At 73.3% G+C, this 15,902-nt stretch carries 17 protein-coding genes; 8 read left to right on the top strand and 9 right to left on the bottom strand.

Features of this window, described 5'->3' with window-relative positions:
- Positions 1 to 8: 8 nt before the first annotated feature.
- Both ACQEVB_RS07125 and ACQEVB_RS07120 read right to left on the bottom strand, forming a co-directional pair.
- Positions 9 to 1,196: an ROK family protein gene (locus ACQEVB_RS07125; RefSeq protein WP_432966668.1), complete on the bottom strand. Its 1,188-nt coding sequence runs from the start codon at positions 1,194 to 1,196 to the stop codon at positions 9 to 11.
- A 113-nt stretch (positions 1,197 to 1,309) separates the two neighbouring features.
- Complete coding sequence (locus ACQEVB_RS07120; RefSeq protein WP_432966666.1) at positions 1,310 to 2,641, bottom strand: MFS transporter; 1,332 nt, start codon at positions 2,639 to 2,641, stop codon at positions 1,310 to 1,312.
- Positions 2,642 to 2,717: 76 nt separating this feature from the next.
- On the opposite strand from ACQEVB_RS07120, the gene ACQEVB_RS07115 reads away from it, so the two are divergent.
- Complete coding sequence (locus ACQEVB_RS07115; protein WP_432966664.1) at positions 2,718 to 3,272, top strand: YqgE/AlgH family protein; 555 nt, start codon at positions 2,718 to 2,720, stop codon at positions 3,270 to 3,272.
- A gap of 7 nt (positions 3,273 to 3,279) precedes the next feature.
- Here the strand turns inward: ACQEVB_RS07115 and ACQEVB_RS07110 are convergent, their stop codons facing one another.
- Entirely contained in the window at positions 3,280 to 3,729 is a 450-nt protein-coding gene (locus ACQEVB_RS07110; protein ID WP_432966662.1) for a nitroreductase family deazaflavin-dependent oxidoreductase, read from the bottom strand.
- A 91-nt stretch (positions 3,730 to 3,820) separates the two neighbouring features.
- Between ACQEVB_RS07110 and ACQEVB_RS07105 the strand changes: the two genes are divergently transcribed.
- On the top strand, positions 3,821 to 4,258 hold the full coding sequence (locus ACQEVB_RS07105) for a MarR family transcriptional regulator (protein ID WP_432966660.1): 438 nt from the start codon (positions 3,821 to 3,823) through the stop codon (positions 4,256 to 4,258).
- Here ACQEVB_RS07105 and ACQEVB_RS07100 read toward each other — a convergent pair.
- Positions 4,255 to 4,866: a TetR family transcriptional regulator gene (locus tag ACQEVB_RS07100; RefSeq protein ID WP_432966658.1), complete on the bottom strand. Its 612-nt coding sequence runs from the start codon at positions 4,864 to 4,866 to the stop codon at positions 4,255 to 4,257. The genes ACQEVB_RS07105 and ACQEVB_RS07100 overlap by 4 nt on opposite strands.
- 71 nt (positions 4,867 to 4,937) lie before the next feature.
- Between ACQEVB_RS07100 and ACQEVB_RS07095 the strand changes: the two genes are divergently transcribed.
- Positions 4,938 to 5,357 carry a hypothetical protein gene (locus ACQEVB_RS07095; protein WP_432966656.1) on the top strand — a complete coding sequence of 140 codons (420 nt, stop codon included), beginning with the start codon at positions 4,938 to 4,940 and terminating at the stop codon, positions 5,355 to 5,357.
- On the opposite strand, the gene ACQEVB_RS07090 is transcribed toward ACQEVB_RS07095, so the two are convergent.
- Complete coding sequence (locus ACQEVB_RS07090; RefSeq protein WP_432966655.1) at positions 5,354 to 5,788, bottom strand: SdpI family protein; 435 nt, start codon at positions 5,786 to 5,788, stop codon at positions 5,354 to 5,356. The genes ACQEVB_RS07095 and ACQEVB_RS07090 overlap by 4 nt on opposite strands.
- Before the next feature lie 209 nt (positions 5,789 to 5,997).
- On the opposite strand from ACQEVB_RS07090, the gene leuS reads away from it, so the two are divergent.
- The gene (leuS, locus tag ACQEVB_RS07085; protein ID WP_432966653.1) at positions 5,998 to 8,865 is read left to right on the top strand and encodes a leucine--tRNA ligase; all 2,868 of its coding nucleotides are present in this window, start codon (positions 5,998 to 6,000) and stop codon (positions 8,863 to 8,865) included.
- Positions 8,862 to 9,356 carry an N-acetyltransferase family protein gene (locus tag ACQEVB_RS07080; protein ID WP_432966651.1) on the top strand — a complete coding sequence of 165 codons (495 nt, stop codon included), beginning with the start codon at positions 8,862 to 8,864 and terminating at the stop codon, positions 9,354 to 9,356. The genes leuS and ACQEVB_RS07080 overlap by 4 nt, the downstream gene beginning before the upstream one ends.
- Here ACQEVB_RS07080 and ACQEVB_RS07075 read toward each other — a convergent pair.
- Both ACQEVB_RS07075 and ACQEVB_RS07070 read right to left on the bottom strand, forming a co-directional pair.
- The gene (locus ACQEVB_RS07075; protein WP_432966649.1) at positions 9,329 to 10,189 is read right to left on the bottom strand and encodes a CPBP family intramembrane glutamic endopeptidase; all 861 of its coding nucleotides are present in this window, start codon (positions 10,187 to 10,189) and stop codon (positions 9,329 to 9,331) included. The two genes, ACQEVB_RS07080 and ACQEVB_RS07075, sit on opposite strands and share 28 nt — an antisense overlap.
- 70 nt (positions 10,190 to 10,259) lie before the next feature.
- A complete protein-coding gene (locus ACQEVB_RS07070) occupies positions 10,260 to 11,132 on the bottom strand; it encodes an EamA family transporter (protein WP_432966647.1) in 873 nt (290 codons plus the stop codon).
- Between the two features lie 81 nt (positions 11,133 to 11,213).
- Between ACQEVB_RS07070 and ACQEVB_RS07065 the strand changes: the two genes are divergently transcribed.
- The gene (locus ACQEVB_RS07065; protein WP_432966645.1) at positions 11,214 to 12,122 is read left to right on the top strand and encodes a LysR family transcriptional regulator; all 909 of its coding nucleotides are present in this window, start codon (positions 11,214 to 11,216) and stop codon (positions 12,120 to 12,122) included.
- 5 nt (positions 12,123 to 12,127) lie between these two features.
- On the opposite strand, the gene ACQEVB_RS07060 is transcribed toward ACQEVB_RS07065, so the two are convergent.
- Positions 12,128 to 12,781, bottom strand: coding sequence for a DUF998 domain-containing protein (locus ACQEVB_RS07060; protein ID WP_432966643.1), 654 nt, complete (start codon positions 12,779 to 12,781; stop codon positions 12,128 to 12,130).
- A gap of 122 nt (positions 12,782 to 12,903) precedes the next feature.
- Here ACQEVB_RS07060 and ACQEVB_RS07055 point away from each other — a divergent pair, with 122 nt between their 5' ends.
- Together ACQEVB_RS07055 and ACQEVB_RS07050 are read left to right on the top strand one after the other, a co-directional pair.
- Complete coding sequence (locus ACQEVB_RS07055) at positions 12,904 to 13,227, top strand: YciI family protein (RefSeq protein WP_432966641.1); 324 nt, start codon at positions 12,904 to 12,906, stop codon at positions 13,225 to 13,227.
- The gene (locus ACQEVB_RS07050; protein WP_432966639.1) at positions 13,224 to 15,164 is read left to right on the top strand and encodes an RNA polymerase sigma factor; all 1,941 of its coding nucleotides are present in this window, start codon (positions 13,224 to 13,226) and stop codon (positions 15,162 to 15,164) included. The genes ACQEVB_RS07055 and ACQEVB_RS07050 overlap by 4 nt, the downstream gene beginning before the upstream one ends.
- On the opposite strand, the gene ACQEVB_RS07045 is transcribed toward ACQEVB_RS07050, so the two are convergent.
- On the bottom strand, positions 15,145 to 15,843 hold the full coding sequence (locus tag ACQEVB_RS07045; protein ID WP_432966637.1) for an SDR family oxidoreductase: 699 nt from the start codon (positions 15,841 to 15,843) through the stop codon (positions 15,145 to 15,147). The genes ACQEVB_RS07050 and ACQEVB_RS07045 overlap by 20 nt on opposite strands.
- Positions 15,844 to 15,902 lie beyond the last annotated feature (59 nt).

The following is a 15,902-nucleotide window of genomic DNA, read 5'->3' as shown; positions in this document are numbered from 1 at the left end:
AGGGCTCCTCACGTGGATCGGAGCAGGCGGGCGGCCTGCACGGGGTCGTTCGACGGGCTTCCACCGACGGCGTCGAGCAGCCGTTCGCGGGTCGCGGTGCGCCCTGCGCGCAGGGCGCCGAGCAGGACGGCGTCACCGGTGACGCCGCTCGGTTCGATCTCGCAGTCCAGGGGGCTGGTGCTGCTCGCGCTGCGGGCGACGGCCGCGGCGAGCACCGGGCCGCCCGCCTGGCCGACCTCGCCGGCCAGCACCACGAGGGGCGGGTCGAGCACGGCGACGACCGCGGCGAGCCCGAACGCGATGCGCTCGCCCAGCTCGTCGAGGAACGCCTCGTGCCCGCCGCGGACGGCGATGCGCAGGGCCTCGGGGGCTGTCGTCGCGGACAGCCCGTGCTCGCCGGCGAGCTGGAGCACGGCGTCGCCGCCGACGAGGTCGGTGAAGTCCCGGCGCCGCCCGCTGCTGTGCAGGTCCGTGAGCCCGACGGGCATGTAGCCGATCTCGCCGGCGCCGCCGCGGCCACCGCGCAGCAGCGTCCCGTCGAGGACGGTGGCGAGGCCGAGGCCCTGGCTGCCGAGCCAGAGCAGGGCGAACGCGTCCGCGTCGGCGGCGACGCCGTGCGCCCGCTCGGCGACGGCGGCGAGGTTCACGTCGTTCTCGATCTCGACGGTGGTGTCGAGCTCCGCGCGCATCCGCGCGAGCAGGCCTGGCGCCGACCAACCGGGCACGTCGACGTAGCGGATGGTGTCGGTGCGCGGGTCGTGCGAGCCGGGGACGCCGAGCTGCACGTGGTGCAGCCGGTCGGTCGGCACGCCCCCTTCCTCGACGAGGTCGGCGAGGGTGGCGTCAATGGCCGCGATCGGGGTGGTCGCGCGGAAGTCGACGTGGGTCTCCAGGCTCGCCCGCACCTCGCCGGTGACGTCGGCGAGCGCGGCCACGACGTTGGTCAGCTCGCGGTCACCGACGTCGCGGACGGCGATGCCGGCGTGGAACGACGCCTCCGCGTTCGGCGCGTAGACCTCGGCGTTCGGACCCGGCCCGCCGCTGGTGTGCCCGGCGACGACGGCGAGCCCGACGTCCTGCAGGCGGCGGACGACCTCCGACGACGTCGGCTTGGAGAGCCCGGTGAGCTCGCGGAGCTCGCCCCGGGTGAGCCGGCCGCGCTCGAGCAGGTGCGCGAGCGCTGCGCGCACGTTCATCGCTCTGAGCAGGCTGGACGAGCCGGCCATCGCCGCGCCTCCAATGGATAGGAAGACTGACTAACAATCGGCGAGGACGGTAAGGGCGTGGCCGGCGTCACGTCAAGGGGCAGCTACGCGCGAGCGCGCCGGCGGAGCAGCAGGTCGTGTCCCAGGTAGCCGAGGACGTAGAGCCCCGCGGCCGCGCCGAGCAGCACCGGCGTGCGCCCGTCCGGTGGCGACAGCAGCGCCGTCACGGTCACCGCGATCACGTAGCCGACGTTGAACACCACGTCGTAGAGCGCGAACACGCGGCCCAGCGCGGCGTCGCGCACCTCGCTCTGCACGGCGGCGTCCGTGCAGAGCTTGACGACCTGCCCGGTCAGCCCGATCACGAACGCCCCGACGAGCACGGCCGGCATCGACAGCAGCGCGGCCACCGCGAGCTGGCTGATCATGGCCGCCACCAGTGCGGCCCGGACCGTCCAGGTGCGGCCGATCCGGCGGATCAGCAGCGGGGTCACCACCGCCGCCAGCACCAGGCCCAGCGCGGCCAGTGCCAGTGCCTCGCCGATGCCCTCGAGGCCGGCTTTGAGCAGCCCGTCGTCGATGAACGCGTAGCGGTAGAGCAGCAGCGTGAGCAGCGTGCTGATGCCGAACGCCAGCCGGTGCGTGCCGAGCGCGAGGAACGACGCCGAGACCGTCGGTGTGGCGAACGAGGCGCGGGCGCCGTCGAACAGACCGCGCGCGACCGCGATCAGCGCCTGCGGGTGCTCGTCGGTCTGGTCGGGTCCCAGCCGCTTGCGGGTGAACCGCACCGCGATCAGGGCCGCGACCACCGCGCCGACGATCGACACGCTCATCGTGGCCGCCGAGCCGGCGTCGTCGCTGCCGAAGACGTGCCGCAGTCCCACCGCGGACACCGCCCCCAGCGCGGACATGCCCGTGCCGACCGTGACGGCGAGCGTGTTCGCCTCCACCACGTTCCGCTTGGACACCACGTGCGGCAGCGACGCCGACAACCCGGCGAGCGCGAACCGGCCGATCCCGGCCACCACCAGCGCGCCCACGTAGAACGGCGGCCCCTGGTTGCCCGCCAGCACCAGCAGCGCCACGAGCGGGATCAGCACCGCCTTCGCGAGGTTGGCCACGGTGAGCACGAGCCGGCGGTCCCAGCGGTCCAGCAGCGCTCCGGCGAACGGGCTCACGAGCGAGTACGGCAGCAGCAGCACCGCGAGGCCGGCCGCGACCGCGAGCGGGTCGGCCTGCCGCTGCGGGTTGAACAGCACCGACGACGCCAGCGCGGCCTGGAACAGGCCGTCACCCCACTGGGTCGCGAAGCGCACGGCGAGCAGCCGCCGGTAGCCGCGGGTACGCAGCAGGCGGAGCACGCCCAACCGTTCGGGTGAGGTGCTCGGATCCCCGGTCACGCCCTGCTCCTGGGGCGTGGCGGACGACGTGGGCACGGTGGGCAAGGCTACGCGCTCCGGCGAGTGCGACGATGGCACCGTGGTGGACGCCCGATCCGGTGATGGTCTCGACGTGGCACCGGGGAGCCTCCTCGTCGCCGCCCCCGGGTTGAACGACCCGAACTTCCGCCGGACGGTCGTGTACATGATCGAGCACCGCGCCCGCGGAAGCCTGGGCGTGGTGCTCAACCGGCCCAGCGAGGTGCAGGTCCGCGACGTGCTGCCGTCGTGGGCGCCGCTCGCCTCGCGCCCGCACGCCGTGTTCGTCGGCGGGCCGGTGGAGGGCGAGACGGCGCTGTGCCTCGCGGCGCTGCGCACGGGGCAGGATCCCTCGGCGGTGCGCGGGCTGATGCCGGTGCGCGGCCCCGTCGCGCTCGTCGACCTGGACTCGGATCCGCGCGCGCTGGAGCAGCGGCTGCGCGGCCTGCGGGTGTTCGCCGGGTACGCAGGCTGGGACGCGGGGCAGCTCGCCGGCGAGATCTCCCGCGGCGACTGGATCGTCGTGCCGGCCCTGCCCGACGACGTGCTGGCCGGGCACGAGACCGGGCTGTGGGAGCACGTCCTGCGCCGGCAGGGGATGCCGCTCGCGCTGCTGGCCACCTACCCGGTGGACGTGCGGCGGAACTGACCTCGGGTCAGGCCGGCCGGAGGCGGAAGACCGGGTGGAAGCGGACCTCGTCGAGCCACCGGTCCAGCGGGGCGTCGGGCTCGAGGTGGTGGAAGTACTCCACCATCATCCTGCGGGCGCTCGCCGGCATCGTCGCGTAGATCTGCCGCAGGCGCGGCGCTGCTTCGTCCGGGGGCAGCTCGGTGGCCGTGACGGGGATGTCCCGGCGGCGCCGGGTCACCGTCGCGGTGCCGGCCGCGCGGAGGTTCTTCACCCAGTCCGCCTCTCCGTACGGCGAGATCAGGATCCACCCGTCGTCCTCGGGCGTCAGCGTCACGGCGGTCTGCCGAGGCACGCCGGACCGCCGGCCGCGCACGGTGAGCAGGGTGGTGCCGCCGAGCGGCATGCCGATCCGCAACAGCCGTTTGACGACGGGGTTGACGAAGCGGGCGAGTTGCGGCGCATCGACCTTCAGCACGGGATCCTCCTCGCGTGGGACACTCGCTGAGTTCAGCCGCCATACTATATGGAGTTCGTACAATATGGCCACCGTAAGAAATGTCGGTGCGGTGCAGCGCATCACCGACGACCTGCGCGAGCTGAACAACCAGCTGGCCAGGGTCACCCTGGCCGTCGGGAGCCGGCTCGACCTGCGCCCCGGCGACCTCGCCGTGCTCGACCTCATCGGCCGTGAAGGCCCGCACTCGCCGAAGGACCTGGCCGAACGCCTGCACATCCACCCGGCCACCCTCACTGGCGTCCTGGACCGGCTGGAGCAGGGCGGCTGGGTGCGCCGCGAACCCGACCCGGCGGACCGCAGGCGGATCCGCGTGGCCGCCGAGAAGGCGCGCAGCGCCGAGATCGCCCGGCGGTACGGGCCCATGTCGCGGTCCATCGCGGCGATCTGCGCGGACTACTCCCCGGCCGAGCTGGAGATCGTGCACGACTTCCTGGTGCGGATCGCCCGCGCCGGCGCGGACGCCGCGGGCGCGGTGGACAGCTCCTAGGAGCGGTCGATCCGCAGGCCGCTGACCATCGCCTTGATCACGAGCCCGCACTCCTGGCGGACCTGGGTGCGGCTGTCCTCCGGGGCGCCCGCGATGGCACTGCCGGCCCCGCCCATGAGGTGGAACACCATGCGCGATCCGATCCCGACCGGGGTCGGGCCGATCACCCCGGCGTCGATCAGGCTGACCACGAACTTCTCGACGAGGCCGAGCGTGTGGTCGGCCTCCCACTCCAGCCACTCCGAGTAGCCGAGCGCGATGGGCGCCTCGATCCAGCACAGCCGCCCGTAGACGGGGTCGCAGCAGCTGTCGAGGTAGGCGTCGAGCGCGGCCATGGCGGCCGCCCACTCGCCGTCGGCGGCGAGTGCGTCGGCGACGGCGCGGTCGACGACGACCTGTTCCTGCGCCTCGATCACCGCGACGAACAGTGCGGTCTTGTTGGCGAAGTGGTGGTAGACGGCGCCGCGGGTGACCTGGGTGGCGGTGGCGATGTCGTCGAGCGAGGTCTTCGTGAACCCGTCGGCGGCGAACATCCGCGTGGCCGTCTCCAGGAGCGCGGCACGGGTCGCCTCCGAGTACAGCTCCCGCCTGCTCTTGGGGCTCGACACGAGCCGCAGCGTACGGCACACTCGAGATCACATACACTGCGTATGTCAGCTACACGATGAAGGAGACAATCATGACGTCTGCCAGTTGGGCTGCGGCCAACCAGCGGCAACGCCTCATCGCCGCCGTGCTCGCCGACGTCGCCGCCACCGGTGACGCGGACGCCGTGCACCGCCACCCGGTCGCGGAGACCCTCGGTGACCTGGACACGCTGCTGCTCGCCGTGCACGCGCTGTGGAGCACGGCGGTGCTCGCCCGCGCCGACGACGTGCTGGAGCGCGACCCGCCCGATCCGGCCGACGCGCTGGCCGCGCAGCTGCGCGAGCTCGACACCGCGCGGCCGGGCATCCGCCTCCTGCTCGACGGGCACGCCGAGCGACCGCTGCTCGCAGCGGCGCAGCGCCGGCTGCGGTCGCGGATCCGGACCGACCTGGGCGTGGACCTCGTCGAGCTGCCGCCGGCTCCTCGCCGGAAGTGGCTGCGCGCCGGTTAGCTCTGGCCCACCGCGGCGTCGCGGCAGCCGGCGACGAGGTCGCAGCCTGCGCACGCGCCCGCGCAGGACGGCATCGGTGCCGGCGCGACGGCGGCCGCAGCCCGGTCACCCACGGTGCCGGCGAGGCCGGCGAACACCAGCAACCCGAGCACGCCGACCGCGACGAGCGTCCACGCCAGCCCGGCGCTCGGCCCGGTGAGCAGCACGATCCCGGGGACGGCGGCGACGGCACCGGCCGCGGCCAGCGGCACCGCGGCCGCCTTGTGCGCCGTGGTGAACGCCGCGTCGGACGCCAGCGTCGCCGCGGTCTTGATCCCGGCGACGCGGTTGCGCGGCAGCGAGCCCCGGGCGCCGAGCGCGGCGATGGTCAGCAGCAGCAGGCCGGCCAGCAGCAGGAGGCCGCCGAGGATCGGGCCGAGGAACGCGGGCACCCGTCCAGCGTAGGCGAACCCGATCGCGCGGCTGCGGCCAGCAGCGTTACCCTGGTCGCGTGGCCCGTGAGTCCTCGCGACTTCTTACGCAGGCCGCGCCGAGGTAACGCAGACACGTTTCAGCGCCGGCGCGGCCGACCCCTCATGCCCATGAGCAGGAGGGGTCTTCTGGTTTTCGGGCCGACAGACGATCTCCCCAGGAGCGGGACATGAGTACGGACACGACCACTGCCGGCGCCCAGGCGGGCTCGTCGGGGGATCCCGACGCCCTGCCCTTCCGGTACAGCGCCGCGCTGGCCGCCGCGATCGAGCGCCGCTGGCAGGACCGCTGGGAGGAGCGCGGCACCTTCTTCGCACCGAACCCGTCCGGGCCGTGGGCCGACCCGGAGGCCGCGCAGGGCGACAAGGTCTACCTGCTGGACATGTTCCCCTACCCGTCGGGCAAGGGGCTGCACGTCGGGCATCCGCTGGGCTTCATCGGCACCGACGTGCTGGGCCGCTACCTGCGGATGACCGGCCGCAACGTGCTGCACGCGATGGGCTTCGACGCGTTCGGGCTGCCGGCGGAGCAGTACGCGGTGCAGACCGGGGAGCACCCCCGCAAGTCCACCGAGGACAACATCCAGCGGTACAAGGCGCAGCTGCGCCAGCTGGGCCTGGCGCACGACCCGCGGCGCTCGGTGTCCACCACCGACGTCGAGTTCTACCGCTGGACGCAGTGGATCTTCCTGAAGATCTTCGAGTCCTGGTACGACGAGAAGCAGAACAAGGCGCGGCCCATCGCGGAGCTGGTGGCGGAGTACGCCCAGGACAAGCGCCGCACGCCGGACGGGCGCGGCTGGTGCGAGCTGACCTCGGCCGAGCAGCGCGAGGTGATCGACTCCCACCGGCTGGCCTACATCTCCCAGTCGCCGGTGAACTGGTGCCCCGGGCTGGGCACGGTGCTGGCCAACGAGGAGGTCACCGCCGACGGGCGCAGCGAGCGCGGCAACTTCCCCGTGTTCCGCCGCAACCTGAAGCAGTGGATGATCCGCATCACCGCCTACGCGGACCGGCTGATCGACGACCTGGACCGGCTGGACTGGCCGGAGTCGGTCAAGGCGATGCAGCGCAACTGGATCGGCCGCTCCGAGGGTGCGCAGGTGCGCTTCCCCACCACGACGGGCACTGGTGCGCCGGCCGAGATCGAGGTCTTCACGACCCGCCCCGACACGCTGTTCGGCGCCACGTACATGGTGCTGGCGCCGGAGCACCCGCTGGTGGCGTCGCTGACCCCGCTGCAGTGGCCGGAAGGCACCGACGAGCGCTGGACGGGCGGGGCGGCGACGCCCGCGCTGGCCGTCGAGGACTACCGCGCCGCCGCGGCCCGCAAGTCGGACCTGGACCGGCAGGAGAACAAGGACAAGACCGGCGTCTTCACCGGCGCGTACGCGATCAACCCGGTCAACGGGCAGCAGATCCCGGTCTTCGTCGCCGACTACGTGCTGATGGGCTACGGCACCGGCGCGATCATGGCCGTGCCGGCGCAGGACCAGCGCGACTGGGACTTCGCGAAGGCGTTCGGGCTGCCGATCGTGCGCACCGTCGACCCGGGTGACGGCTGGGACGGCGAGGCGTTCACCGGCGACGGGCCCGCGATCAACTCGGCCAACGACGGCGTGAGCCTGAACGGGCTGGATGTGGCCGAGGCGAAGCGCGCGATCATCGACTGGCTGACCGAGCAGGGCTCCGGCGAGTCGGTCGTGCAGTACAAGCTGCGGGACTGGCTGTTCTCCCGGCAGCGGTACTGGGGCGAGCCGTTCCCGATCGTCTGGGACGAGGACGGGCCGTCCGCCGTGCCCGAGAGCCAGCTGCCCGTCGAGCTGCCGGAGATCGCCGACTACTCGCCGAAGACGTTCGACCCCGAGGACGCCGACTCCGACCCGGTGGCCCCGCTGTCGCGGGCGACCGAGTGGATGCACGTCGACGACACGCACTGGCGCGAGACGAACACGATGCCGCAGTGGGCGGGCTCGTGCTGGTACTACCTGCGCTACCTGGACCCGCAGAACTCGGAGCGGTTCGTCGACCCCGAGGTCGAGAAGTACTGGATGGGCCCCGACCCGGCGCGGGCCGGCGACCCCGGCGGCGTCGACCTGTACGTCGGCGGTGTCGAGCACGCCGTGCTGCACCTGCTGTACTCGCGGATGTGGCAGAAGGTGCTGTTCGACCTGGGTGAGGTCAGCGCCGAGGAGCCGTTCCGGCGGCTGTTCAACCAGGGCTACATCCAGGCGTACGCCTACACCGACGCCCGCGGCTTCTACGTGCCGGCGGAGGAGGTCGTCGAGGCGCCCGGCGGTGGTTTCACGTGGAACGGGCAGCCCGTCAACCGCGAGTACGGGAAGATGGGCAAGTCGCTGAACAACGTGGTGACGCCCGACGAGATGTGCGAGCGCTACGGCGCCGACACGTTCCGCCTGTACGAGATGTCCACCGGTCCGCTGGATGCGTCGCGGCCGTGGTCCACCCAGGACGTCGTCGGGTCGCAGCGGTTCCTGCAGCGGGTATGGCGCAACGTCGTCGACGAGCGGACGGGGGCCGCCCGGGTCACCGACGCCGTGCCGGACGACGAGACGCTGCGCGCGCTGCACCGCACCATCGCCGGGGTCCGCGAGGACTTCGCGGCGCTGCGCTACAACACCGCGGCGGCCAAGCTGATCGAGTTCAACAACCACCTGACCAAGGCGTACGCCGGGGTCGGGGTGCCCCGGGCGGCGGCGGAGCCGCTGGTGCTGATGATGGCGCCGCTGACGCCGCACATCGCCGAGGAGCTGTGGTCGCTGCTGGGGCACACGGAGTCGCTGGCGCACGGCCCGTTCCCCGAGGCGGACGAGCGCTGGCTGACCGTCGACAGCGTCGAGTACCCGATCCAGGTCAACGGCAAGGTGCGCGCCCGCGTCACCGTGCCGGCCGACGCCCCCGCCGACGTGGTGGAGGCGGCGGCGCTGGCCGACGCGAAGGTCGTCGAGCTGCTGGCGGGACGCACGCCGAAGAAGGTCATCGTGGTACCGGGCCGGCTGGTCAACGTCGTCGGATGACGATCGCGGTCCGCCCGGCCGGCGTCGCCGACTCGGCGGTCGTCGGCGAGATCCACGCCGAGTCGTGGTCGGTCGCCTACGCGCCGTTCTTCGAGCCGGACTTCGCCGCCGGGCAGATCGCCGACCGCCGCATCCGGTGGACCGACCGGCTACGCGCCGGCGGCGTCCTGCTCGGCACGGTCGGCGGGCGGCCCCTGGCGTTCTCCTGGGCCGGGCCGTCGCCGTCCCGGGCCGGGATCGCCGAGCTGTACGGCTTCTACGGCCATCCCGACGGGTGGGGCAGCGGCGTGGCGGCCGCGCTGATGGCGGAGACGCTGGCGGTCGTCCGCGCGGGCGGGTACGACCGGGTGCACCTGTGGACGATGCGCGACACCCCGCAGTCGCGGAGGTTCTACGCGAAGTCCGGGTTCGTCGAGACCGGCGCGTTCCGCGACCACGACTTCGGCGACGGGCGGCCGCTGGTTCAGGTGGAGTACGAACGGGCGCTCTGACCCGCGGGCTCGACGATGGCCTTCCGCCGGAACCCGCCGCCGAGGATCACCGGTAGCGCGGCGAGCGCGGTCGCCACGGTGGTGATGGCCATGACGGTCATGGTGTCGAGCCCGCCGCTGTCCTGCAGCAGCAGCCCGGTGATCAGCGAGAGCACCATGTTGTTGCCGGAGTGCGCGATGCACGTCGGCCAGATGCTGCCGCTGCGCGTGCGCAGCCACGCCAGCAGGACCTCCTGGAACTGGAACGACACCGTCCACAGCAGCAGCCCGAGCGCGACGTCGTCGAACTCGATGTAGCCGACGAAGGCCAGCGGGTAGTGCCACACCGCCCAGATCAGCCCGGACGCGATCACCGACAGCATCGGACGGCCGGGGAACAGTCGCGGTCGCAGGTAGCTGTTCCAGCCGAAGTCCTCGCCCCAGAACGCGGGCGCGAGCAGCGGCACGACCAGCATGAGGACCACGAGGTAGGCCCAACCGGGCATGCCGGCGACGACGTGGTCGAGCTGCGCGACGTCGAAGCCCCACAGCCCGGTGGCGACCGCGATGCCGAGGGCGACGGCCACGAGTCCGAGCGGGCCGAGCCAGGCCAGGAGGTACCAGCGCAGGTTGCCGCGCAGCCGCAGCCGCATCCCGGCGTCGGCGAACCCCTCCTTGGTCACCCACTTGCGGACGACGATCGCGGCAATCGCCGGCGTGAACGCCCAGGGCAGCTGCGCGAGCGGGTTCACCATCGACAGGCCGAGCCAGAAGTGCCCCCCGAGCATGCCGGCCCAGGCGAACCCGAACGCGATGGCGAGGAACGTCAGTATCCCCTTGGTGTTGTTCGACACCGGGCCAGCCAACCGGCGTGCGCCGGCCGGCACATCGACGTCGGCGACCATTGTGCTGGTGGGGTCAGGTCTACCGGCCGACCTCGACGGGCACGGGCTCCGGCGTGCGGGCGCCGCCGCGGGTGGCGCCGATGCCGGCGGTGACGACCAGGCAGATGCCGAGCGCGGCCGCCGGTCCGGGCACCTGGTGCAGCACCGCGAGCCCGACGAGCAGGGCGAACGCCGGTTCCAGACTCATCAGCGTGCCGAACGCGGCCGTCGTGAGCCGGCGCAGCGCGAGCAGTTCCAGCGTGAACGGGACGACGGGAAGCAGCACGGCCAGCCCCAACCCGATGAGGAGCAGCTCCGGGGTGACCCGGGACAGCACGGCCGGGCCGACGACGATCGTCGCGACGATGCCGGCGACCGCCATCGACACGGCGAGCCCGTTGATGCCGGCGACCGCATCCCCCACGCGGCGGGTGAGCAGGATGTATCCGGCCCAGCACGCCGCGGCGGCCAGCGCGAACAGCACGCCGACCGGGTCGACGGCGCCCACCCACGGTTCGGTGAGCAGGACGACGCCGGCGGCGGCCAGCGCGGGCCAGACGTACCGCCGGTGGCCGCGGCCGGTAGCGACGGCAACGCCGAGCGGGCCCAGGAACTCCAGAGCGCTCGCCGTGCCGAGGGGGATGCGGGCGACCGCAGCCATGAACAGGAGCGTGACGGCGGCGGTGACGACGCCGAGCAGCACGCACGCGGTGAACGTCGCACGGGAGAACGCGGCAGGGTGCGGCCGCACCAGGACGAGGAGGAGCACGCCGGCCCAGGCCAGGCGCAGCCAGGCCGCGCCCTCGATGCCGATCCGGTCGATCAGCGTCACCGCGACAGCCAGGCCGAGCTGCACGCACAGCATCGAGACCATCGCCATGCCGGCGCCGACGCGGGCGCTCCCATTCTTCATGCCACCAGTCAACGTGGCCGGATCGTCCACGTCCACGTCGCGTTCCTGGACATACCGTTCACGATTCACGGACAATGTGCTGTGGACATCCGCCGCCTGGAACTGCTGCTGGAGCTGTCCCGCCTCGGCTCGATGCGCGCCGTCGCCGACACGCACCGGCTGCCCACGTCCACCGTCTCGCAGCAGATCGCGGCGCTGGCCAGGGAAGCGGGCGCGCGGCTGATCGAGCCCGACGGGCGCCGCGTGCGCCTCACCCCGGCCGGGCGCAGGCTCGCCGAGCACGCCGTCACGATCCTCGCCGCCGTCGACGCCGCCCGGCTCGACCTCGATCCCGACGCCGAACCCGTCGGCACGGTCCGGGTGGGCGGCTTCGCGACCGGCATCCGCACGTCGCTGCTGCCGGTGCTGGCAGACCTCGCCGCCGCCCACCCCGGCGTCGAGGTCGTGATCAGCGAGTACGAGCCGCTGGAAGCCTTCGCGCTGCTCGTCGACGACGAGCTCGACCTCGCCCTCACCTACGACTACGACCTGGCACCAGCCTCCCCCGCCCGCGTGCTGGAGACCGTGCCCCTCTGGTCGACGCCGTGGGGGCTGGGTGTCCCGGCCGGCGCGCCGGCGGGTCCGGCGAACCTCGCCGACTGGGCGGATCAGCGGTGGATCGTGAACTCGCGCAACACTGCCGACGAGGACGCCCTCCGCACGCTGGCGTCGCTGGCCGGGTTCACCCCGCAGATCTGGCACGCCATCGACAGCCTCGACCTGGTGGAGGACCTGATCGCGACCGGCCGGGGCGTCGGGCTGCTGCCGGCGAACCGCTCGACGCACCCTGGCGTGACGTTCCTGCCGATCGTCGACCCGGGCGTCGTGCTGCGGGCGTACGCCGTCACGCGCAGGGGTCGCGCGGTGTGGCCGCCGCTGCGGGCCGTCCTGGAGCGGATGCGCAGGCCGCTCCAGGCGGGCCAGGCCCCGCGGCCGTACGAGCGGCCCTAGCACGCTCAGCGGCGTCGCTCGACCACCGCCACGACCGCCATCCACGTCATGGCGGTGAGTGCGGTGACGGCGAGCACGAGCGATCCGGCGTACCCGCCCGACAGCGAGTAGAGATCGCCGACCAGGAAGACGGTGCCGCAGATCCGCGAGCCCAGCGCCATGCCGCGCTCGCCGGCGCGGGCGTAGTGGCGGCCCGTCACGTAGCAGGCGGCGATGAGTGCGAAGAACGCGAACGAGCCGGCGAAGATGTGCCCGATGGTGCCCACGGTCATGCCGGGCACGCCGGGGTCGCCGACCGGGAACCCGCCTCCGCCCTGCAGGACGAACGGGCCGGCGAGGAACATCCCGATCCCGTTGACCAGCATCAGCCGGGGTGCCCATGTGCCTCCTGGGGTGCCGCGGAACGCACGGCGCAGCCCGATCGCCCCGATGATGATCAACGTGCCGGTGACCAGGAAGTTCGTGATCTGGATCCAGCCGAGATCGCCGTTGGACAGCGAGCTGAGCGGGAAGCGGGTGAGGTCGAAGCCGGCGCGGGTGAACACCTGGGCGAAGGAGACCACGGCGAAGACCGCGACGCCGGCGACGAGGCCGCCGAGCAGCGTGCGGGTACGGGCGTCGTGCGTGGTGGGGATGGTGGGGCTGGCCGTGACGGTCATGACCGGTTCCTCTCGTGGTTGATCTGCGGTTCTGCCCCTACGTCGTCTGCGCTCCCGACGTTCCCTGTCACATAATCGGCGCGACGCACTGGCGTCCCGACATCCCGACCGAGGAGGACGAAGTGCAGTTCCTGTTGACCATGACGGACGACGGCCAGGAGATGGACGCCGACATGTACACGGCGATGGGCGAGTTCGTCGCCGAGCTCAGCCAGGCCGGCGTGCTGATCGCGACCGGCGGGCTGGACGCCGGCTCGCGCCTCACCACGAAGGGCGACGAGTTCACCGTCACCGACGGGCCGTTCACGGAGACCAAGGAGACGATCGTCAGCTTCGCGCTGGTCGACCTGCCGTCGCGGGAGGAGGCCGTGGCGCTGACCCGGCGCTTCCACGCGATCCTCGGCGGCGGTGAGTCGACGATGTACCAGGTCTTCGGCCCCGCATGACCACCGACGTCGTCGGCCGGATCTGGCGGGAGGAGTCCGCGCGCATCGTCGCCGGGCTCGCCCGCCTGCTGGCCGGCGACGTCGGCCTTGCCGAGGAGCTGGCCCAGGACGCGCTGGTCGCGGCGCTGGAGCAGTGGCCGACGGCCGGCGTGCCGGACAACCCGGCGGCCTGGCTCACCACGGTTGCGCGCCGGCGTGCGGTGGACATGCTGCGCCGGCGGTCCCGCGCCGACGCCGGCTACGCCGAGCTCGCCCACCGGCCGTCCGACGACCCGGAGCCGGAGCCACCCGACCCCGACGAGGTGGCCGACGACGTGCTGCGCCTCATGGTCGTCTCCTGCCATCCCGTCCTCACCCGGGAGGCGCGGATCGCGCTCACCCTGCGCGTCGTCGCCGGCCTGCGGACCGACGAGATCGCCCGCGCGTTCCTCGTGAGCGAGCAGACCGTGGCGCAGCGGATCGCCCGGGCGAAGCGTGCGCTGGCGGCCGCGCAGGTGCCGTTCGAGGTGCCGTCCGGCGCGGAGCGGGCAGCGCGGCTCGCGTCCGTGACGGACGTGCTCTACCTCGTCTTCAACGAGGGCTACGCGGCCACGGGTGGCGACGACTGGCTGCGGCCCGCGCTGTGCGACGAGGCGATCCGCCTGGCCGGCATGCTCGCCGAGCTCGCACCCGACGCGGCCGAGGTGCACGGCCTGCTCGCGCTGATGCAGCTGCAGCACAGCCGGCAGTCCGCCCGCGTCGACGCTGCGGGCGTCCCGGTGCTGCTCCAGGACCAGGACCGCACCCGCTGGGACGCATCCCGCATCCGCGCCGGGTTCGCCGCGCTGCTGCGCGCCCGGGCAGCCGGTGGCCCGCCGGGCCCGTACGTGCTGCAGGCAGCGATCGCCGCCTGCCACGCGGGCGCCCCGACGGCCGCCGACACCGACTGGCCGCAGATCGTCGGGTTGTACGAGCTGCTGCTGCGGATCGTGCCCTCACCCGTCGTCGCGTTGAACCGCGCCGTGGCCGTCAGCATGGTCGACGGCCCGGAGGCGGGCCTGCGGCTCATCGAACCGCTCCGGGCCGAGCCGGCGCTGGCGCGCTACGCGCTCCTGCCGGGGACGCGCGGTGAGCTGCTGGCCAGAGCCGGGCGGACGGCCGAGGCCCGGGCCGAGTTCCGTCGAGCGGCCGACCTCACCGAAAGTGGCCCGGAATGCGCGGTGTGGCTCGATCGGGCCACCGCGCTGGGACCTGACCCGCGCTCCGGGCCATCGCTGGACGCAGCCGTGACGGCGTTCCTCGAACGGTGCCGGCCGTCGACGGCTCGGTCGTACGCCCAGACCTGGCACCGCATCCGGCGCGACCTCGGTGCGGACCTCCCTGTCGCCGACCTCACCGCTGAGGCGGTGGCGCGGGTGCTCGTCGCTGCCTGGTCGGGGGTTGCGGCGGCCACCTGGAACCGGCACCGGGCCGCGGTGCGGGCGTTCGCCGCTTGGGCCGGCACCGGCCCGCTCGACACCATGCTGGAACGCCGGCCGGTGCCGCGCCGCAGCACCAGCGCGCTTCCGTCCACGCGGGTGGGGGAGCTCGTCGGCGGCGCAGCGCTGCGCGAGCGCGTCCTGTGGCGGCTGGTGCACGTGAGCGGTGCCCCGGCGACGGCCGTGCTGGCCCTCGACGTCGATCAGCTGGACCTCGTCGCGCACCGTGCAGGGGATCTCAGGTGGGACGCCGCGACGTCCGCGCTGCTGGCGCGGCTGGTGGGTGACCGGCGGCGCGGTCCGGTCTTCCTCGCCGATCGTCGACCGGGGCCGGGGCGGCCCCGTCCGGCTGCGGATCTGTGCCCCGAGACCGGCCGCGGTCGGCTGTCCTACCCGCGGGCGGAGTACCTGTTCAAGCAGGCGTCAGGAGGTGCGACGCTGCGCAGCCTCCAACCCGTCGTCAGTACGGGCGGAGGCTGAGATCGGTGAGGGCGGCGTCGTCGGGCGCCGTCACGGCCACCATGACCGCGCCGGCCACCGACTCCGGCCGCAGGTAGCGATCGGGCTCGTACGTGCCGCCCTCCTGGGCGACGACGTGCCGCTGCATCTCGGTGTCCGTGCGCCCGACGTGCAGCGACGTGACGCGCACGCCGTTGCCGATCTCCTCGGCGCGCAGCGCGTCGGCGAACGCCTTCAGGGCGAACTTGCTGGCCGCGTACGACGCCCACCCGGGCCGGGCGACGAGGCCTGCGCCGGAGTTGAGCAGCACGACCCGCCCGCCGGCCGCGCGCAGCGCCGGCAGCAGCAGCCGGGTCAGCTCGGCGACGGCGACGACGTTGATGTCGAACTGGCGCCGCCAGGTGCGGGCCGGTGTCTCTGCGACGGTGCCCAGTTCGCCGATGCCGGCCGAGTGCACGAGCACGTCGAGGCTGTCGATACCGCCGACGGCCTCGGCGACCTCGTCGAGGTTCGTGAGGTCGACGGGCCACGGCCGAGCGCCGGGAAGCTCGGCGGCGAGCCCGGCGAGTGCCGCGGTGTCCCGGCCGCCGAGCAGCACGTCGTACCCGGGGGCCAGCACGCGCGCCACGGCGGCGCCGATCCCCCGCGACGCGCCCGTGACGAGGGCGAGGGGGCGCAGGTCAGGCGCAGGTCCGGTCACGGTCGGCGACCCTACCGAAGCGCCCTCCGTGACTGTCCGTGCCGGGAGCGTCAGACCGT

The sequence above is a fragment of the Pseudonocardia sp. CA-107938 genome, from assembly GCF_050936315.1.
In the GTDB taxonomy this organism is placed as follows: Bacteria; Actinomycetota; Actinomycetes; order Mycobacteriales; family Pseudonocardiaceae; genus Pseudonocardia.
Note: the sequence above shows the minus strand (reverse complement) of the source record. Positions and strands in the feature narration are given on the sequence as shown.